Annotated in this window: 18 protein-coding genes; 12 read left to right on the top strand and 6 right to left on the bottom strand. The window is 36.4% G+C overall.

Going from position 1 to position 19,452, the window contains the following annotated elements:
* Window positions 1-475 precede the first annotated feature (475 nt).
* Complete coding sequence (locus AC3RVG_RS14780; protein ID WP_489692238.1) at window positions 476-1,039, bottom strand: peptidoglycan-binding protein LysM; 564 nt, start codon at window positions 1,037-1,039, stop codon at window positions 476-478.
* 279 nt (window positions 1,040-1,318) lie between these two features.
* On the opposite strand from AC3RVG_RS14780, the gene gldJ reads away from it, so the two are divergent.
* From gldJ to AC3RVG_RS14760, 4 genes are all read left to right on the top strand, one after another.
* Entirely contained in the window at window positions 1,319-2,977 is a 1,659-nt protein-coding gene (gene gldJ / locus AC3RVG_RS14775; protein WP_489692237.1) for a gliding motility lipoprotein GldJ, read from the top strand.
* Window positions 2,978-3,062: 85 nt separating this feature from the next.
* Entirely contained in the window at window positions 3,063-3,617 is a 555-nt protein-coding gene (locus tag AC3RVG_RS14770) for a nitroreductase family protein (RefSeq protein ID WP_489692236.1), read from the top strand.
* 165 nt (window positions 3,618-3,782) lie between these two features.
* A complete protein-coding gene (locus tag AC3RVG_RS14765) occupies window positions 3,783-4,151 on the top strand; it encodes a BlaI/MecI/CopY family transcriptional regulator (protein WP_489692235.1) in 369 nt (122 codons plus the stop codon).
* Window positions 4,148-5,566: a M56 family metallopeptidase gene (locus AC3RVG_RS14760; protein WP_489692234.1), complete on the top strand. Its 1,419-nt coding sequence runs from the start codon at window positions 4,148-4,150 to the stop codon at window positions 5,564-5,566. Before AC3RVG_RS14765 ends, AC3RVG_RS14760 begins: the two co-directional genes overlap by 4 nt.
* A gap of 162 nt (window positions 5,567-5,728) precedes the next feature.
* On the opposite strand, the gene AC3RVG_RS14755 is transcribed toward AC3RVG_RS14760, so the two are convergent.
* Window positions 5,729-9,514: a M4 family metallopeptidase gene (locus AC3RVG_RS14755; protein WP_489692233.1), complete on the bottom strand. Its 3,786-nt coding sequence runs from the start codon at window positions 9,512-9,514 to the stop codon at window positions 5,729-5,731.
* Between the two features lie 241 nt (window positions 9,515-9,755).
* Here AC3RVG_RS14755 and AC3RVG_RS14750 point away from each other — a divergent pair, with 241 nt between their 5' ends.
* Entirely contained in the window at window positions 9,756-10,235 is a 480-nt protein-coding gene (locus AC3RVG_RS14750) for a hypothetical protein (RefSeq protein WP_489692232.1), read from the top strand.
* Here the strand turns inward: AC3RVG_RS14750 and AC3RVG_RS14745 are convergent, their stop codons facing one another.
* The 3 genes from AC3RVG_RS14745 to AC3RVG_RS14735 are packed head-to-tail and all read right to left on the bottom strand — an operon-like array spanning window position 10,236 to window position 13,246.
* Complete coding sequence (locus tag AC3RVG_RS14745; RefSeq protein WP_489692231.1) at window positions 10,236-11,117, bottom strand: hypothetical protein; 882 nt, start codon at window positions 11,115-11,117, stop codon at window positions 10,236-10,238. It lies immediately after the preceding gene.
* A gap of 36 nt (window positions 11,118-11,153) precedes the next feature.
* The gene (locus tag AC3RVG_RS14740) at window positions 11,154-12,293 is read right to left on the bottom strand and encodes a glycosyltransferase family 2 protein (RefSeq protein ID WP_489692230.1); all 1,140 of its coding nucleotides are present in this window, start codon (window positions 12,291-12,293) and stop codon (window positions 11,154-11,156) included.
* Window positions 12,290-13,246: a lysylphosphatidylglycerol synthase domain-containing protein gene (locus AC3RVG_RS14735; protein WP_489692229.1), complete on the bottom strand. Its 957-nt coding sequence runs from the start codon at window positions 13,244-13,246 to the stop codon at window positions 12,290-12,292. The genes AC3RVG_RS14740 and AC3RVG_RS14735 overlap by 4 nt, the downstream gene beginning before the upstream one ends.
* Before the next feature lie 44 nt (window positions 13,247-13,290).
* On the opposite strand from AC3RVG_RS14735, the gene ruvC reads away from it, so the two are divergent.
* Complete coding sequence (gene ruvC / locus AC3RVG_RS14730) at window positions 13,291-13,848, top strand: crossover junction endodeoxyribonuclease RuvC (protein WP_489692228.1); 558 nt, start codon at window positions 13,291-13,293, stop codon at window positions 13,846-13,848.
* A 69-nt stretch (window positions 13,849-13,917) separates the two neighbouring features.
* On the opposite strand, the gene AC3RVG_RS14725 is transcribed toward ruvC, so the two are convergent.
* Entirely contained in the window at window positions 13,918-14,994 is a 1,077-nt protein-coding gene (locus tag AC3RVG_RS14725; RefSeq protein WP_489692227.1) for a transporter substrate-binding domain-containing protein, read from the bottom strand.
* 166 nt (window positions 14,995-15,160) lie between these two features.
* Here AC3RVG_RS14725 and hemW point away from each other — a divergent pair, with 166 nt between their 5' ends.
* The 6 genes from hemW to AC3RVG_RS14695 all read left to right on the top strand — a co-directional run bounded on the left by hemW (window position 15,161) and on the right by AC3RVG_RS14695 (window position 19,421).
* Complete coding sequence (gene hemW / locus AC3RVG_RS14720) at window positions 15,161-16,291, top strand: radical SAM family heme chaperone HemW (RefSeq protein WP_489692249.1); 1,131 nt, start codon at window positions 15,161-15,163, stop codon at window positions 16,289-16,291.
* Window positions 16,292-16,368: 77 nt separating this feature from the next.
* Entirely contained in the window at window positions 16,369-17,115 is a 747-nt protein-coding gene (locus tag AC3RVG_RS14715; RefSeq protein WP_489692226.1) for a cyclase family protein, read from the top strand.
* 1 nt (window position 17,116) lies between these two features.
* A complete protein-coding gene (locus AC3RVG_RS14710; RefSeq protein ID WP_489692225.1) occupies window positions 17,117-17,467 on the top strand; it encodes a DUF4260 domain-containing protein in 351 nt (116 codons plus the stop codon).
* A gap of 4 nt (window positions 17,468-17,471) precedes the next feature.
* A complete protein-coding gene (locus AC3RVG_RS14705; protein WP_489692224.1) occupies window positions 17,472-18,086 on the top strand; it encodes a DUF4230 domain-containing protein in 615 nt (204 codons plus the stop codon).
* Entirely contained in the window at window positions 18,083-19,012 is a 930-nt protein-coding gene (locus AC3RVG_RS14700) for a transglutaminase domain-containing protein (protein WP_489692223.1), read from the top strand. Before AC3RVG_RS14705 ends, AC3RVG_RS14700 begins: the two co-directional genes overlap by 4 nt.
* 49 nt (window positions 19,013-19,061) lie before the next feature.
* A complete protein-coding gene (locus AC3RVG_RS14695) occupies window positions 19,062-19,421 on the top strand; it encodes an MmcQ/YjbR family DNA-binding protein (RefSeq protein WP_489692222.1) in 360 nt (119 codons plus the stop codon).
* Window positions 19,422-19,452: the final 31 nt, after the last annotated feature.

Below are 19,452 nucleotides of genomic sequence, written 5' to 3'. Positions count from 1 at the left end.
AATGTAATGTTTACAGTAGTAGTTTGTGCTTGTGCGTTGTTAGTTCCGAAAAAGAATGCTCCAAGAGCTAGTGTAGAAATAATTAGTAGGTTTTTCATAATATAGGGATTTAGGGGTTTTTTGTTAAATGTCAGTTACTTTGTTTTGACACTACAAAGATAGAACGCATTGCAAGTTTTGTTTGTAGTAGAAATTGTAAGTGCGTGTAGTAAAATATCTACAAGGGGTAGATAAGCAGGGTTGCCGCGAATTCACATTAATATATAATAGCGAATCTACGTTTGGCTTATTGCAAACGCAGACTATATATAAGGAGTGAAAATGTATGCAGATATTCTGGCTGCATTTATATTGCAGCGAACAGATTCAAACACAAGTTTAGTTTGAATGCCTAAATGTAAAGGAAAAGAGATTTGTGTTGTTAAATAGTATTAGAAAACAGAAGCTGTTTTTCTAGCGAATAAATAATATGATACTAGATGGCAGTAACACTATATGTAACCTTCTGCGTATAAGTACCGGCAGGTTTTCCCAACATATCTGTAGAAGACGATTTTGCCTGAGGAATTATATAATCTAAATCAAGATTTAATCTACTTCCTCTGTCTGCACCACTAATTAAAATCTGATCTTGAGTGGAAAGTACTATAGGAGCAGAGATTCCTGTTAGTTGTGAGCTTTCGTTTCTTTTAATAGTTAATACATCTACAGGAATAGAATTAGAGCCATTTTCAAAATTTTCACCATTCGCCTTTACCTTCAAGTTGAAAGGCTTAGTGAAAGTAATAATTAAGCTATTGGGGATAGTAGTTGTTTTTTCGGAATTGTAATCGTTTACATTTTCATAATGAAAATCGACCGTTCCACCGTCGGCAGCACTTCCTTGCTCTATTGAAATTACATCTGCCAATATAAGATTTACTGTGGTAGTTGTTTTTTGAGCCCACGCAGTGTTAATTCCAAATAAAAAGAATAGTAAAGTTATAGCTGAGATAGTCACTATTCTTTTATTCGACGATGATAAAGAGTGTGCTTTCATTTTTAGATGGTGTTAAAATGGTAGCCAAATATAATTAAAAGATTGTACTTTAACTAATATATTTACCTTTAAACTGATATTTGGCCTTTTTAAATAATTCTTCGATTCTATTGCGAGATTTTGAAATGATTTTATTTTCTAATAGATAACATCCTTTATGCCTACCGCTTAGGGTGTTATGGTTTCGAGTTTACATTTAAATATTCAAATTCATTGAAACATTAATTCGAATCCAATAGAATAGTTATATTTTTGACCTTCCTAAATCTAGAAAATAAAATGCCCCGAATACTGCTTGCCTTCCTCATTATTATTTCAGTTTCCTGTTCCAACAAGCGTGATTATAAAAATAGTTCGCGCGGCACTGGTTGGAGTATGATTGGTCGTACCGGTGGTTCGGCAAGTAATTACAATAAAGATTCCAAAGAACAGCAAACAGGTCCCGGTTTGGTTTTTATAGAAGGAGGAACTTACACAATGGGGCGAGTACAAGATGATCCAGTTCGCGATTGGAACAATGCTTCCAACCAGCAGCATGTAATGTCGTTTTATATGGACGAATCTGAAGTTACAAATGTTATGTATTTGGAATATCTAGATTGGTTAAAGCGGGTTTTCCCTCCTGATGTGGAAAATTATAAAAACATACTCAAAAGCGCAGTGCCAGATACGTTGGTTTGGCGAAACTCCTTAGGGTTTAACGAGTCTATGGTAAATAATTACTTACGCCACCCCGCATTTTCAGAATACCCAGTTGTGGGTGTAAGTTGGCTTCAGGCGGTTAATTTCAGTAAATGGAGAACAGATAGAGTAAACGAAAAATTACTGGAAGAAGTAGATTTTACCGCACGTAACACTCGGTATAATGTAACTGGAGATGAGCTATTTTCTACTCAAACTTATATTCAGGCGCCAACATTAACCTATGGTGGAAAGGATTCTATTTTAAGTGGTGGGAAACGTTCCAGTAAATTACTGGAATATAGAAACGACAGTAGCGTGATTGGAGCTAAAAACATCAATTTATATTTACAACGTAGTGATGGGGTTTTTCTTCCCGATTATCGATTACCTACAGAATCTGAGTGGGAATACGCCGCTTTAGGCCTTAACGATATTAGAGAATACAACTCACATAAAGGGCGGAAAAAATATCCGTGGACCGGACAATATACCAGATCGGGAAAACGGCAAGTGCGTGGCGATCAATTGGCAAACTTTAAACAATCAAGTGGCGACTATGGCGGTATAGCTGGATGGAGCGATGACAATGCAGATATAACTGCTCAGGTGAAAAGTTATCCACCAAATGATTATGGTCTTTACGATATGGCTGGAAATGTGGCAGAATGGGTTGCAGATGTTTACAGGCCGATAGTTGCAGATGAGTATAATGACTTTAATTACTACCGTGGAAACGTCTATACTAAAGATTCCAGAAATGAAGATGGTACTTTTAATGTAGTTACAGCCAGTAGTATTATTTACGATACATTACCCACTGGTAAACTAGTGCCGCGCCAACTTCCGGGCGAATTAGTGCAAGTACCCGTTGATGAAACGGAAACCTATCTTCGAATGAATTTTGATACTAGTGACAATCGAAATTACTTGGATGGCGATCAAAGATCTAAACGGAACTTAGCTCAAAACACTCCAGACAATCAACCTATGTATAATGCTCCGGTTCAAGTAGCGAGTATTGATAGCGCAGGTATTGTACAACGTCAATACGATAAAACCGGCAATAGAACTACATTAGTAAATGATGAAGTTCGTGTTTATAAAGGCGGTTCATGGCGCGATCGCGAATATTGGTTAGATCCAGCACAAAGACGCTATTTACCACAATATATGTCTAGAGATTTTATTGGTTTTAGGTGCGCTATGTCTAGAGTTGGTTCAAAAACTATCGCGAAAAAGAAGCCTCGAGGGTAGGCAGTTAAAAAACGAATACTTATTTAGTCGAAATTGTTTTTTCTGATTACCGCATTTATTATATTCACGTCCCAATTTAAAACCAATGATTTTAAAAACTATAAAAAATCGCAGAGCGGTTTTCCCGGCACAATACAATAATGAACCAATCGCTAAAGAAGAAGTATTAACAATACTTGAAGCTGCAAATTGGGCACCAACCCACAAGCGCACCGAACCTTGGCGTTTCAAAATTTTCCACGGAACATCGCAAGTTGCTCTCGGGAAATTTATTGCAGAAACCTATAAGCAAACTACAGAAAACTTTTCAGAATTTACATATAGTAAATTCATGGATAATCCAGTAAAAGCGGGTTGTGTAATAGCAATTTGTATGCAGCGAGATCCTAAAGAAAGTTTGCCAGAGTGGGAAGAAATTGCCGCTACAGCAATGGCTGTTCAAAACATGTGGCTTGCCGCACACGACATGGGTATTGGCGCATATTGGGCTTCTCCAGGAATCGTAAAGTATATGGATAAATTTATTCAAATGGAAGATGGAGAGCGATGTTTAGGATTCTTCTATTTAGGTAAATATGATGGAGAACTTCCGGAAGCAACGCGAAAAAGTACTATTGAAGAGAAAACTGTTTGGGTATAGAAAATAACTTAAAACCAAAACACAAATTTTAAACCTGACAGGTATCCAAAACCAGTCAGGTTTTTTTTAGTGATAAAATTTAACAACTAAGAAATTAGTTTGAACTAAATAATTAGTTATATTTGTTTTCATACATTTAATATTTGAGTTTAAATTTTAATAAAAATGAAACAACTAACAAAAGCAGAAGAAGACATTATGCAAATCCTTTGGGATTTGGAAGAGGCAAACGTTGCGTCTATTATTGAAAAGTTGCCACAGCCTAAACCTGCGTATAACACAGTCTCTACTATTGTTAGAATACTTGAAAGCAAGAATTTTGTCGATTATAGAAAGGAAGGAAGAGGGCATGTATATTTTCCAAAAATAAAAAAGACCGAATACAGTAACCAATCTTTAAATAAACTGATGGACGGCTATTTTCAAGGCTCGTTTAAAAGTATGGTTTCCTTTTTTATGAAGAAAAATGACGTCAGTATTCAAGAAATGGAAATTATTATGAAAGAAATTAACTCTGAAAAAGTTGAAAAATGATACACACATTATTTCAAATACTCGTTTTTCAAATACTGTTTTTGGCGGTGTACGACCTATTTCTAAAAAATGAAACATTTTTCGGACTGAACAGAATTTATCTATTACTAACGCCAATTTTAGGTTGCATTTTACCATTCATCAGTATCGATATTATAGAAGAGAGCATCCCGCAAGCCTATATTTTTCAGTTGCCAGCTGTAGTAATTGGCGGTAATTCTTCAGAAACCATTACTAATGGAACAATCTCTTGGTTACCGAGTTTATTATATGTTTGGCTATTCGGAATTTTTATTAGCTCGCTATTTTTCTTGTGGAAACTTTACAAAATTACAAAGTTAAAATTGTCCGGAACTACGGAATATAGTGACGGGTTTAAACTGAAAATTCTTCCCAACACCGATGCTGCCTTTTCGTTTTTCAATACTATATTTTTAGGTGAAAACATTTCCCAAGCAAATAAAACCAACATTGTTGCCCACGAAAAAATACACATTGAGCAAAGACATTCTTTAGACTTACTTTTTTTTGAAATGCTCCGCATCGTTTTTTGGTTCAATCCGTTGGTTTATTTGTTACAAAACCGAATGGAAACGCTACACGAATTTATAGCTGACGCAAAAGTTACTGTTCAGAAAAACAAAAAAGAATATTATCAAAATCTGCTTTCTGAAGTATTTCAAACTGAAAAAATAACATTCATCAATAAATTTTTCAATCAATCATTAATCAAAAAACGAATTAGTATGTTACAAAAATCTAAATCACAAAAAACCGCACAACTAAAGTATTTACTATTGGTGCCAGCAATCTGCGCAATGTTATTTTACACCGCATGTAGCAACGACCCAAAGGCTGAAGAAACACAAACCGTTTCACAGTCCGATTCTGAAGTAATGACCAAAATCAACGAATTGGCAGAAGCTATTATGAAAAAAGGCGATATGACTCCGGAGGAGGAAAAAGCCCTAAAATTTTTAACGACCGAAGCGCAACCCGGAGATAAGGTTTATACTTCTGTGCAGGAATATTTGGACGAAACCAAAGGAGAGGGAGATCTGTCCATGGCTTTTTCCGAAATAGAAAAAGCACCAACTTATCCAGGTTGTACAGGCGATAATGAAACGTTGAAGAAGTGTTTCTCAGAACGTATTAGCAGTTTTGTAGGAGAAAATTTCAACACCAACCTAGGCGAGGATCTAGGTCTTATTGGTAAACAACGAATTGTTGTCCAATTTAAAATTGACAAATTAGGACACCTTGTTAAGGCAACAGCAAAAGCTGCAAAACCCGAACTTGAAGCCGAAGCCCTTCGTGTTTTAAGTTTACTACCACAAATGCAGCCCGGCGAGCAGAAAGGCCAGAAAGTTGGCGTGCGGTATTCGTTGCCTATTATTTTTGAAATAAGGGAATAGTGTAAAATAAAAGTACTTTATTAGACTGAAGCTAATGTTTCAATAAAAGGAAAAACATTTGGGGTATTTCAAACCAAGTACGGTTTATTACTTCTTGAAAGTATAAAAATAAAAAAAGGGTAGATTTTCATCTACCCTTTTTCCATTAATAAATATTTCAATTTACATTCTTAATAGTCTTAAGTCGAATATTTCACCATCACTGGCAATTACCTTTAAAACATATAAGCCACTATTTAAATTAGATACATCTAATTGAAGGTCGTTTGTAGGAGCCGTTGTTAATGTATTCAACAAAATACCATATAGATTATAAACACCTACAGTTACCATATCAGCATCAGATGTTATATCAACGTATGACACTGCTGGGTTTGGAGACATGATGAAATAACTATAATTACCTTTACTACCTTTTTTGTAGTGGTTTTCATTTTTATCATCACAACTGTGTTTACCATCGTGTTTTGAACAAACGCAATCTGGATCTGAAGGATCCATCGGGTCAGGGTCAATTGGGTCTGGTGGGTTTGTAGATTCTACTGGAGTGTAATTAAATTCCTGAACAATACTCATACTTCCAGATCCTTTAAACGTTGCAGTATAGGCGCGAAAACCATCTGCTTCATTTACATCTGTCAATGTACCATTGTACTGAATATTGTTGGGATCTTCAATAGCATCATCCATATCGTTCGAATAAACCATTAAAGGCTTTAAACTAATGGTCTCGTCGAATGCATTTAATTCACTTTCTGTAAAATACATAGTAACATCATAAGTTGCATCTGCATTAGCAGTTGTAATGCTGAAAGCTTTTGATGGCCTAGCGGTATTTATGTTAGAAAAAATTCTAAAACTAGTGCCTTGATCAATTATAGACATTGTTACACATCCTAAATCGTCTGAAGCGTTTTCTATTTTCGCAATTAGCGAATTATCTACACTACTCATAAAGTATATTGTGTTTCCAAGATATACTTGTGTAGTAGCTGTTTTACCAACTTGAGTTGCAATACCAGCTGGAATTGCAGACACTTTTACATTGTCTATGGCAAAACTAAACGCAGAACCTGCATTTGTATCATTAAACCATCTCCAAGCTAAGAAAAATGCTTTTCCATTTAAAGCGTTTATTGTAGCGCTGTAAGTTCCGTTAGCTTTAATAATCCCTGCGGGACCATCACCAACAAACTGTTGCATAGAAACATAGTTAGCACCATCTAGCGTATACATAAATTCGCCGTAGTCAAAAATGGTACCTTCAACTGCATCTTTTTCACCACCAACTTCCCAGTCAAAAGAGACTGTAATATCACTAGCTGCTCCAGCATTAATCATTGGAGATCTAAATATGGTATTAGTTGTAGAATTTGTGTCGTAAATAGGAAGTTCAGTAATGCCATCGCTTACGTATGCTTTACCTTCGGCATCTAAAATTCCGTTTGCTTTCCAAACATTGTTTCCGTCAGATAAATCAATAGTAGACCAACCTGTTGGCAAACCATCTACATCGAAGGTTTCAGTAGCCATTAAATCAAAAGGCTCTGTTCCTGTTCTTGGAGCAAAATCATTATCTGAAATTGAATATGTTTGTTTGTGAAATTCACCATTAAAGATGTAAGATAAAACAATCGTTTCTACATCTTCTACTATAGCGTCATCATGAACAATTACTTGAATTGTTTGAATTTCTGATCCAGAAAAAGTTAATGATGTTGATGAAAGATCAAAATCTTGTCCTAAGGTAGCAGTACTCCCAGAAGTACTTAAAGAAATAGTTGCAGACGGATTAACTTCAACTCCTGTGAAAAACACTGGAAAAGAATTAGAATCATCACAACCATTAATGCTATTACTTTCAGAGAAAATCTGAACATTGCTTTCGTTAAAGCTAATTGTATTTGGATCGCCTACAGTATAAGCGTCTCCAATGTCAACAGCATGCCAAGCATTGGTGGTTTGAATTTCTTCATTAGACCCTGGTCCGTATAAAACTTGAGCGGCTAAAATTGAAGCTGCACGCATTTCAATAAACTTTGCATTAGGTGAAAGCATAGTTTCGCCCATGTATGCAATTTGCGAAGCTTTATTAAATCCTAAACCTTGCACATTGTATTGGTTACCAGCATCTGAAACCTGATCGTCAGCAGAAGCCTTTTCAAAACCAGCTGAAAAAGATTGTCCACTTCCAGTTACCAATAAATAGTACCATTTGTTTAAAACGCCACTATTGGTATGAACACCACATTGGTCATTCGCTAAAGTAGGAGTTCCGCACTCTGGTTCTACCCAGTTTGCTCCACCATATGAATCTGGATCGCCAGCTGCTTTTGGATCATCCATCCATCTTAACGCTCTAGATCCGGCCTCTCCCGGCTGTAATCCACCATCGCGCTCGTCAATTTGTTCTCCAATTCCCCATGGGTCATAGTTTAAAGAACTATCAATATCTGAAAGAACATACGCCTCAACAGAAGCTCCCCAAATATCTGAAAAGCCTTCATTCATAGCGCCAGATTCTCTTTGGTAAACTAAGTCTGCAGTAAATTCACATACTCCGTGTCCAATTTCATGTGCACAAACATCCATAGATGTCAATGGCGCAAAAGATCCATCTGGCTTTTGACCACCTTGATAACTTCCATCACCATAAGTCATGGCAGTACCATTCCAAAAGGCGTTGTCATAAGCATCACCGTAGTGTACATAATTGGTAACCTTAGTACCTAAATCATCATAACTTGATCTGTTGTGTACATTTTTCCAATAATCCATTACAACCTCTGCACCCCAGTGGGCATCAAGGGCAACATCATCATTATGAGCTTCATTATGACCAACAGCTGGAATACCATTTATTGGTACAACAGGCGCATACGGCAAAGAGAAATCATCTTTTCTGTGTTCAGCAGCAGTCCAATTGTTATCTGCTGTTTCTGGATGTAATATGTCTCCATCTCCGTCAGCGATTGGCACTGCTAAGCCAGAAATAGGGGCGCTAATTGGTAGCCCACCAATTCCTTCATAGGATACTGTTTCATTTTCAATACCTGAAGGAGTAACTCCTTTCAACACCCAATTGCCGTTGGCATCCATCGAGGTGTCAAAATTTCTAGTACCAGCATAACGGGTTTCTCCACTAGCAGCTACAAGCGGCATTGGTCCATATATGGCTGGTTTTATTTCCTTTTTGATATCTTCTTTACTATGATTGCCATCTACATGTTTTATGATAGCATCTAATAATAATATCTGACCCGAAACTGCATCTATATAAATATCTGCGCGAGACAAAGGCTCTGCGGCATAAATATTAAATTTATAGGCAAGGGTAAGGTCTACTTCATTTGTTAAGTAATTGTCAACAAATACAAGTTCACCATTAGGAAATACCTCATTGTAAGCAGCGGTAATCTCTGGAGAAGTACCTAAGCTTTGGATATAATCCCAAGCATAAAGTGTCGCGCCTACATGGTTCAATACCATTTGTAAAGCAGCACTTTCAGACAACGATGGGTTGGCGTTAATACTTGGTGATAAGCTATAATACTCCGCAGTAAGAGCTTGAACAATGTTATTCTTTGAAATAGACTTGAATACTCCGTGTTCTACTTTTATTGAGTTGGTATATTGCTGAAATTTATTTACTTGTAAACCATTGGTAGTAGTGGTTGCCTCTACAACAAACGTAGTTTCAGATCCAGTTCCTAAATTGGAGCTAAGAAAATCTGATACCTCATTTATTGATAAAGTATTTCCAGAACTATTTAATGTAATTAGCGAAGGGGTTCCCCGAGTGGAGTCCATTGTAAAGTTAGTTACTCTGGAGTCTTGGGATAAATTCGACGAAATATCCTGACTGGAGGTTTGTGCATTTAAAACTAATATTGCTTGTAAACAAAATACTGTTACAAGAAGAATTTTCTTTTGTATTATTTTTAACATTTTTAGGGGATATAAAAAATTAGTAAAAATTAGTGTTAAGAAAGGTTTGTTTGTATAGGCCTAGGTTTTAAGGGTTAATAATTAATTTTTAGGGATTTTCTAACGTTAGATTCGGCGACAATATAAAAAAACATTTAAAAAAATATGACAAAAATCATATTTAATCGATAAAGTGCAACTTTAACATATTTATTTTTATAAATTATAATGTGTACTTTTCACAATAGAATTTTACCTGAAAATGAAACACTATTGGGCATATCTGACACTGTTATTACTGGCAACTTCTTGCCAGTTTTTTGAGACCGAAAAAGTGTCTTCAGATATACTATACAAAGAAGAAGTAGAAGCTATAGATTGGACAGAAGTGGATCGCTATCCTTCCTTTTCCAATTGTGAAAATGCTTTGGAAAAGCCGGAACAGAAAGACTGTTTTATCAATACAATTAGCTCGCATCTTTATAAATCTATCAATCACGAAGAAATTGTAGCCGTACGTGAAGTTTACGATACTGTAAAAGTAAATTTTGAAGTAAGTAGTAGTGGACAGCTTCAAATTCTCGAAGTAAAAATGGACACGCTTTTGAAGAAAGAATTTCCAGGTTTAGCAGATTGGATTATACAAAGCATCGATTCGCTTCAACCTGTTGCCCCTGCCTACAAACGCGGCATTCCCGTGAAAACGCGCTTTACACTACCCGTTGTTATCAAAACAAATTAGTTATAAGTTAAACTTATATCCAAGTGTAAAATCTAAGGGAAACTCATCATTATTTTCAACATTCAATCCTACAATATCGTCGTAATTAAAAGTGATGTAGCCATTGCCAATTTTATAATCGGCACCAATACCAAACGTAAAAGGAGAATTAAAATCGGAACCCGAAACAGGTTCAAATATGGGAGCGTTACCAGATTCGCTGGGTATTTCAATTTCACTACTTGAGTGCGTAAATGCGGCAAATTTGCAATTCAAAAAAGCATCAAATTTTGAAGTTTTTACAAATTTAAAACGATAATTAAGCGATAATTGCGAAGCAGAATATTTATAGTCGCTGCTCTCAAAAGTTTGTTTAAAGCGCATTGCCATTGAGTGTCTTTTCAATTTCACAGCATCAACCACTTCAAACTCTAATCCTGCAATGGGTTGCAGCGCATTGGTTGGATTTTTCGTGTAACCGCTATTACTTATACCCGCAAAACCCCCGAGCCGAAATTGCAGATCTATAGATTGTTTTGCGTCATTATAATTGGGATCTTTCTTGCTATTGTATTCAACAAAAAAGGCGTGCAAACTCGGCAATGTCAAATTTACTTTGTCGGTTATAACCGCTGCATCGCTGGTCTGTTGTTTCAGCGTTTCTTTATATTCTTCGTTGTATTTACCGTTTTTCTTTGTGTTTTTTAACTCTTGAATGTCTTCACCTTTTTTTGAAAAATAGCGGTATTCGTTATCAATAGTATTCCAAAGCAGGGTTAAAGGGCCTTCAACTTCGGTATTCAACATATAGATTTGGCCGTCAACCGTGTATTGCTGCTGGGCTTGCAGTGTTCCTGCGAAAAGGAAAAGAAACATTAAAATTAAAGGGAGAAGCGATTTCATGCGTTCTTGATTTTAAGTATGGCTAAGGTAAAAAATTTAATTAGTTTGTTCGGCTTTTTTGAAGATTCGCCCTTTCCAAGAATACTCTCCGCTAAAACTTCCAAAAACAACTGCTACAACTACAGCAGCGTACACAAAGGGTTGTAATAGAAATTTCAAAAACAGAATGTTTTCATTAAAAAACATTGCTACTTGCCGCACGATAATATAATCTGTAATTATTTTGAAGCAAAGCAAAGCAGCGTAAACCATTAAATTTTCAGGTTTTAAAACCATAAATAGTGGAAGTATTAAAACAGAAATATTTACCAAAAAAACGAGTACTCCTAAAAAAATGGAAGCCGTGCTTTTCTGTTTAGAAGTCTTGGAAGCCCAGCGAATTCGCTGATTAATTACATCTTTCCAAGATTTTTGCGATTTTGTTGAAACAATAACTGCTTTCGATTTTAAAAACTGGACTTGCTTTGGAAACGCTATTTTCATCTTTTCCAACAGAAAAATATCGTCGCCACTAGCAATATGGTCGTTGCCAGAAAAACCATTCACTTTTAAAAATGCTTCTTTTTTATAGGCGAAGTTGGCGCCGTTGCTGAGTAAAGGATTGCCAAACCCAAAACTTCCAACGGTTACAGCTAGCAAACTCATGCCGTCCAATTGTTGAAAATTTTCAATAAAACTTCCGTTAGATTTATAAATTATCGGACCGCAAATCATCACTGGATTATAAATTTGAATAAAAGCATCCAATGTTTTTAGCCAATTTATTGGAAGCTCACAATCTGCGTCTGTGGTTACAATCCATTCAAAACTTGCGTTTTTTATTGCTTCGGAAATGGCGTCTTTTTTAGGTGAATTCGAAACACGCTTGTTTTGAATTAGTTTAATGGAAAAATCGCTTCTTTGGATGGCTTCAAAAATGATGGTTTCGGAAGAATCTTCGGAAGCATCGTTCACAAAAATGATCTCAAATAATTCTGATGGAAAGTCCAACCTTTTTATTGTTTTCAATAAATTCGGAAGGTTTTCCGCTTCATTTCTAAAAGGAATTATAACACTAAAACGTGTTACTGAATTTATTTCTTCTGTGGAAAATAATACCACTTTTTTAAATCCGAATACTAACGCCATCATACAAATAAAGTATGCGACAAAAAGTATTAAAAATATCGAAATCATCGGGTTGTAGGTTGATAGGTGAGCACAAAAAAGCTCCCTAAAAGTGAAGGCAGCACAAAATTGTAAAGCCACATTGCGAGAACGGTTGATAAAATAATTAGCTCTGGAATTTCCACAAATGAAAACAACCAAACTGCAACGCCCCCGCGAATTACAACGTCAAATATAAAAATTGTGGGCAGTATTGAAACCAAAAAGTACATTGCAAAAATCAATGGCATGGCTTCTGAAAAGCCGATGTTTCCGCCAAAAAACAGCAGAAGCCCGTAAAACATTCCGCTGAAAATTATATATCGAAATACCGAAAACACAACTGTTCTAAATTTAACTTGAAACGGAATACTTCTAAAATAACGAAAGGTTTTCGCAATTGAAAAACCTTTTAATAGTAGCTCCTTTTCCTTAAAATAATAACCAATCGCGAAAAGTAAAACAGCTCCTATTCCGAAGTAAACTACAGTTGAAATAGAATAATTTATATTGAAATTTCGCAGTAAATAAAACACTCCGAAAAGCCCAAAGACTGTTGTAACAAGCATTTGTGCGGCGCCCGAAAAGAAATTCAACAACAGTATTTTTTTTCGCATTCTATTTTCAAAAAAAAGTGCTTTTGCGCCGTATTCGCCAATGCGGTTGGGCGTTGCTAAAGAAACTGTAAGCGATGCCAAACTTTGTTTTAGCGCAGTTTTAAAATCTATTTTTTCCAAAGTAGAAACCAAGGTTTGCCATTTTAAAATTTCGAAAAACCAATTGGCAGTTGCTAAAAGCAGAAACAGTAGTAATGCAAAAATTGAAATAATCCCTTTGGAGGAAATTGCTGTTATAAGCTCACTAAAATCTAACGATTGATTGTTTTTCAGCTTATAAAAAATATACCCAAAAGTTACAGCAAGCACCAAAACTTTGGCGGCAGTAAGCAGATATTGTTTAGTTTTGCGGGGTACGGCAATCATAGTGCTAAAATACTAATTCCTGCGAAAGCAGGAGTCTCATGGGTATGAAAGACAAAACTGAAAAAATTATATTAGGAATTGATCCCGGAACCACAATTATGGGTTTTGGACTTATAAAAGTGGTGGGCAAACAGATGCAATTTCTGCAACTAAACGAGCTTCAGCTTAAAAAATACGACGACCATTATCTAAAATTGAAACTCATTTTCGAACGCACCATCGAACTTATAGACACTCACAATCCAGACGAAATTGCTATTGAAGCACCTTTCTTCGGGAAGAATGTTCAGTCTATGTTAAAGCTTGGAAGAGCACAGGGAGTAGCAATGGCGGCGGGACTTTCGCGAGAAATTCCTATTACCGAATATTCTCCCAAAAAGATAAAAATGGCGATTACCGGCAACGGAAACGCGAGCAAAGAACAAGTGGCAAAAATGCTTCAAAGTCTTTTAGGTTTGAAAGAATTACCCAAAAACTTAGACAGCACCGATGGTTTGGCAGCAGCCGTTTGCCATTTCTACAATATGGGGAAAGTTGAGGTTGGCAAAAACTACACCGGATGGGCAGCTTTTGTGAAGCAGAATGAAGGTCGAATTAAGTGAAAAAAGTAGCAGTATTCAGTTGTAGTTGGCAGCGCCTCCGCTCCGCACGCAGCGACTCTGCGGTTCAACCTAATTTCTAGAAATCCAATCATCCACGATATGCGAAATTTCTTTGTTCTCCTGTAAATGGATTATTTCTAAATCTATATTTCGTTTCAAATTGCTTCCTATCGGGAAAACAAACCCATAATACTGTGGTTCAATTTTTTTCTTACTTAGAATGTATTTGTCCTTTTCTTTTGCAGCAAAAATATATTTCAACGGAATTTCATCATAAATCAATGCGTCTACTTTTTTATTTAAAAGCATTTCGTATCCTTCCGAAATGGTTTTTACAGCTACTGGCTGGCCATCGACGTTGCGAACCCGTTCCATAATTTTATTATAATCGGGAACAGCAACTTTTTTGCCATCCAACTGTTGAATGCTTGTAATAGTTTTATCTTCTCGAACGGTCAACGAAAGCGTCGTGGCAATTCCGGCGACAAACGTAGTAGCCAGAATTAATGAGATTATCATCCAAGAACCCATCACTACTCTACCCGCAGGCGTCCGTGGCGCATAATCGCCGTAACCAACGGTGGTCATCGTTACAATTGCCAGCCAAATGCCAGAACCAATGCCTTGGTGCATACGCGCTCCGTAATCCTCTTTGTATTTCCGACCTTCCACCAGCCAAAATAAAAAGCCAACAATGGTGAGTATCAACAATAGTCCAAGAACTGCAAAGAGAAATGTTTTTGAAAAAAGCGGACTTACTTTATCCCAAACGGAGAGTTCCTGTACGGGTGCTAAAATGGCCATCTCGGTATTATAATAGGGCTGTGAAAACGAAATTTCTTCAGCGCGTTCTTCATTTATAGTTGTTGGCCCCAGTAAAATATCTATTTCGTCATTTTTGGCTGCTTCAATGCCCGCTTCCACTGAGGGGAATTCGTGTAAAGTATATTTTAAGTTGAGTTTAAAAGCAATTTCTTCCCAGATATCGAATACAATTCCCTCTTCCTTTTCGTCGTGCATTACAAAAGGCGCCGAACCCGCATAACCCACGCGAATTTTTTCATCTTTAGTTTGTCCAACCGAAAGCATGGAAAAAAATAGAAAGAGTAAAGTTAAATAACGAAGCATGTTTTGATGATTTTTCAATGATTTGAAATTCAATTTTTAAAATGAAGAAGCCCAATTTCGGTAAAAATAATAACTAATTTTGAGGGATTGGAACCTTTTAAAATTTTAAAAATCAAATGTTCCAAACTAACGAAAGGATTTGGAAGAAAACAAGTATCAAAATATAGAAGTTAATAGTTCCCCCTTGGGGGGCGGAGGGGGCTTATACATTCACATCCCGTTCTGCAAACAGGCTTGCCATTACTGCGATTTCCACTTTTCAACTTCCTTAAAGAAAAAAGGGGAATTGGTGAATGCCCTTTGCAAAGAATTGGTGCTGCGGAAAGATGAATTAAAAGGCGAAGTGGAAACCATTTATTTCGGCGGCGGCACACCCAGTTTACTTTCTTCGGAAGAATTGCAACATATTTTTCAAGTAATTTATGAAAATTATCAAGTTTCTAAAACCCCCGAAATAACGCTCGAAGCCAATCCAGATGATTTAACTCAAACCAAAATTGACGATTTATCAAATTCAGCAATTAACAGATTGAGCATCGGAGTTCAGTCTTTTTTTGAAGAAGATCTAAAAATGATGAACCGCGCTCACAATGCCACTGAAGCGTTGGAATGTATAAAACTGGCAAAGAAAAAGTTCGAGAATTTTAGCATCGATTTAATTTACGGAATCCCCGGAATGACAAACGAGCGCTGGAAAAAGAATCTTGAAATTGCCTTAAATCTCGACGTGCCTCATCTTTCGTGTTATGCCCTAACTGTCGAGCCGAAAACTGCTTTAAAAAAATTCATCGATAAAGGCATTGTGCCGCCCGTAGATGATGAGGTGGCAAAGCAACATTATGAAATATTGCTGCGCGAAACTGAAAAAGCAGGTTTAGATAATTATGAATTTTCTAATTTCGGATTACCGGGTTTTCATTCCCGAAATAATACAGCCTATTGGGAAGGAAAATCGTATTTGGGAATAGGTCCGTCGGCACACGGTTACGACGGAAAATCGCGAAGCTGGAACGTATCTAACAATACAAAATATATAAAATCTATTGAAGCTGGCGTACTTCCTTTGGAAACTGAAATACTTTCTAAAGAAGACAAATACAACGAATATATAATGACTGGCTTGCGCACCAAAAAGGGTGTTTCTCTCGAAAAGATTGAAAGTGAATTCGGAAAAAATTATTCGGAATACCTTTTGAAACAAGCTGAATTTCATTTGAAAAACGAGCTTTTAATCCGCGAGAATCAAACTTTAAAGATAGCGCCAAAAGGAAAATTTTTGAGTGATGGCATTGCGAGCGATTTGTTCAAGATTTAACGTAATTTAGACCTGTCAGGTTTTAAAAATCTGACAGATTTTAAAACTGTACTTCCAAGAAACTCAATTTCTAAAAAATGAAAACTACTGTTGAAATAAATAATAAAACTATCGTGGTTGATCTTTCCAAACCTTTGGATATTTCAATTCCATTGCAAGCTTCAGCAAATAATCCGCTGGCGTGGTATCAAACCAAACCGACAATTGAACCAGTAAAAATGGGGGATTGGACGGGAAAAGTTACAGAAGGTGGATCGGTAAATTTCAATAATGTGTTTTTTAATCCGCACGCCCACGGCACACATACTGAATGTTTCGGGCATATTTCAGAAGAATTTCATTCGGTAAATGAAGCATTGAAAACCTTCTTTTTTTTAACTGAAGTGATTTCAGTAAAACCCGAAAAAGTAGGTGAGGACAAAATCATTTCCGAAGAAAGCATTGCGAAAGCATTAAATGGAAAAACGCCCGAAGCCGTTGTAATCAGAACCCTTCCGAATAAATTAGATAAAAAATCGAAACATTGGTCGGATACCAATTGGCCATTTCTTCACGAAAAAGCTGCTTTGTTTTTACGCGAAATTGGCGTGAAACACCTTTTAATTGACCTTCCTTCCGTCGACAAAGAAAGAGACGAAGGCAAGCTTTTAGCTCACAAAGCATTTTGGAATTACCCAGAAAACCCTCGAGAAGACTGTACGATTACTGAATTAATCTATGTTCGAGATTCCGTTAAAGATGGAAGTTACTTGCTGAATCTTCAAATGGCTTCTTTCCATAATGATGCTTCGCCCAGCAAACCCGTACTTTATAAAATCCTTTAAAATGGAAACAACTTTAAAAATTGAAGAATTGGCGCAATTTGTTTTAGGAATTTTCTTTTTTTCGCAGTTAGATTATGCGTGGTGGTGGTTTCCCGCCTTGTTGCTTACCCCAGATTTTGGTATGATTGGGTATTTAATTAATGCTAAAATTGGCGCTTTTACTTACAATCTATTTCACCACAAAGCAATTGCGATTGCCATTGGGTTGACAGGATTTTATTTGAACAATTCATTCTTAATATTAATAGGTGTAATTTTGTTCTCACATGCTTCCTTCGACAGAATTTTTGGCTACGGATTAAAATATTCAGACAGCTTTAAAAACACGCATTTGGGAAGCATAGGAAAATAATATCATGGAATATCTCTTCATAGGATTAGCGGTTGGTGCCGTGTTGGCTTACTTTATTTTCGCGCGTTTTGGCGGCGGAAGAAAAGAAAAAGTAAATACTCAGTCTGTTATTTTGATGGAGAAAATACGCAGTGTTTGTAAATTCATTACGGTGGAAGGCGATTTTTCTGAAATCTTCTATTATGAAAATGTAAAGGATAAATGGCTTAACTTGCTATTGGGAAAAAAGAAAGCCTTAGTTTTAATTGAAGCAAAGGCGCATATTGGTTTCGACCTTACAAAAGTTAAGATGCATGCTGATACCAAAAACCGAACGATTGTTTTAACAAACTTTCCGCAGCCCGAATTGCTAACCATTGAAACCGATTTTAAATATTACGATAAAAAGGAAGGGTGGGCCAACCCCTTTACGGCAAGCGATTTGACCGATATAAACCAAGAAGCCAAAAAACATATTGTAGATAAAATTCCAGAAAGTGGTCTTTTAAATGAAGCTTCAAAACAGGCTTTGGAGACCATTCAACTTATGGAAAAATTAGTGGAAACCATTAATTGGAAACTCGATTATACTGCCTTGGAAGTCCAAGAAACCCCCAAACTTATTGCCCCAAAAAAATGAAACTATTACTACTTTTTTTTACGTTCCTACACGTAACAGCTATTGCCCAGGATTACGAACGCGTGGATGCCATCCTTACAATGTATCCATCCACTTTTGAAAATCCGGAGAAACTTGCCAGATTCATAACCCGCGATTTTGTAACTGATGAAGATAAGGTCAGGGCTATCTATACTTGGATTATACAGAATGTTGCCTACGATCCTAACCAGTATAAACAGTTTGATTACAAGTTTTCAAATTACCGGGAACGGAACGAAAAAGACGAAAAACTTCGGGTCAAAATCATTCAACGAACCCTCCAAACAGGCCTTGCCGTTTGTGAAGGATATGCTATGGTATTTGAAAAGCTGTGCGAGTTGCAGGGCATAAAAAACTATTTGGTACGTGGCGATATAAAATCCAATTTTGCAGATATTGGACGACCCTTTAAGCGCGTTCATATGTGGAATGTAGCTACTATTGATGGCAAGCCCTATCTATTCGATGCTACCTGGGGGGCTGGAAAATACAACGGCAAGTTTATTAAGGAACCAACCTATTTTTATTACAAAACGCCACCAGAATTATTTATAAAAACGCATTATCCTGATATGTCCGAAGATAATTTTTTGGAAGAAATATTAAGTAAAAAGCAATTTTCTGAGCGGCCATTGGTAATTGAAAAAAATCTGTTTTCAAAAGATATTGAATACCCCGCAGATGGCTTGCTTGTTGAAGATGAATATTTCGACGAAATTTTGTTCTCTATCAAAAACATAAACCCAGGAAAAATTTCATATTCTTATGGGCTTGAAATATTTTCCATTGAAGAAATTGAGAGGGAAGCAGACCGAATAAAGTTTAATGTGCCTTTGACGATTGGGGCCAAAAATTTATTAGTCTATTTTGACGGAAAGCCTGCTTTGGGTTATAAAATAAATTAAAGTTTCCTTCAAGAAAACAGATTTCTTGTAGGTCTTTATTAAAAGAAATATGAATATAGAAGAATTCAGAGAATATTGCATTTTAAAAAAAAGGGTGACAGAGTCTTTTCCTTTTGATGAAAGTACGTTAGTTTTTAAGGTGATGGGCAAAATGTTTGCGCTTGCTGGATTAGAAAAACATCCTGCATCTGCCAATTTAAAGTGTGACCCCGACAGGGCGATTGAACTTCGCGAAGAGTACGATGGGTTAATAATTCCGGGCTATCATATGAGTAAAACTCATTGGAATACTGTTGAAATTGAAAATAATTTACCCCACAATTTAGTTACTGAGTTAATAGACCATTCCTATGATTTAGTTGTAAAAAGCCTTACCAAAAAATTGCAAGCAGAACTAAATATGCTATAACTGAGAAGTTATCTCGCAAGGTCTAAAAAAC

It is taken from the genome of Aequorivita sp. IT1282 (assembly GCF_058068205.1).
Note: the sequence above shows the minus strand (reverse complement) of the source record. Positions and strands in the feature narration are given on the sequence as shown.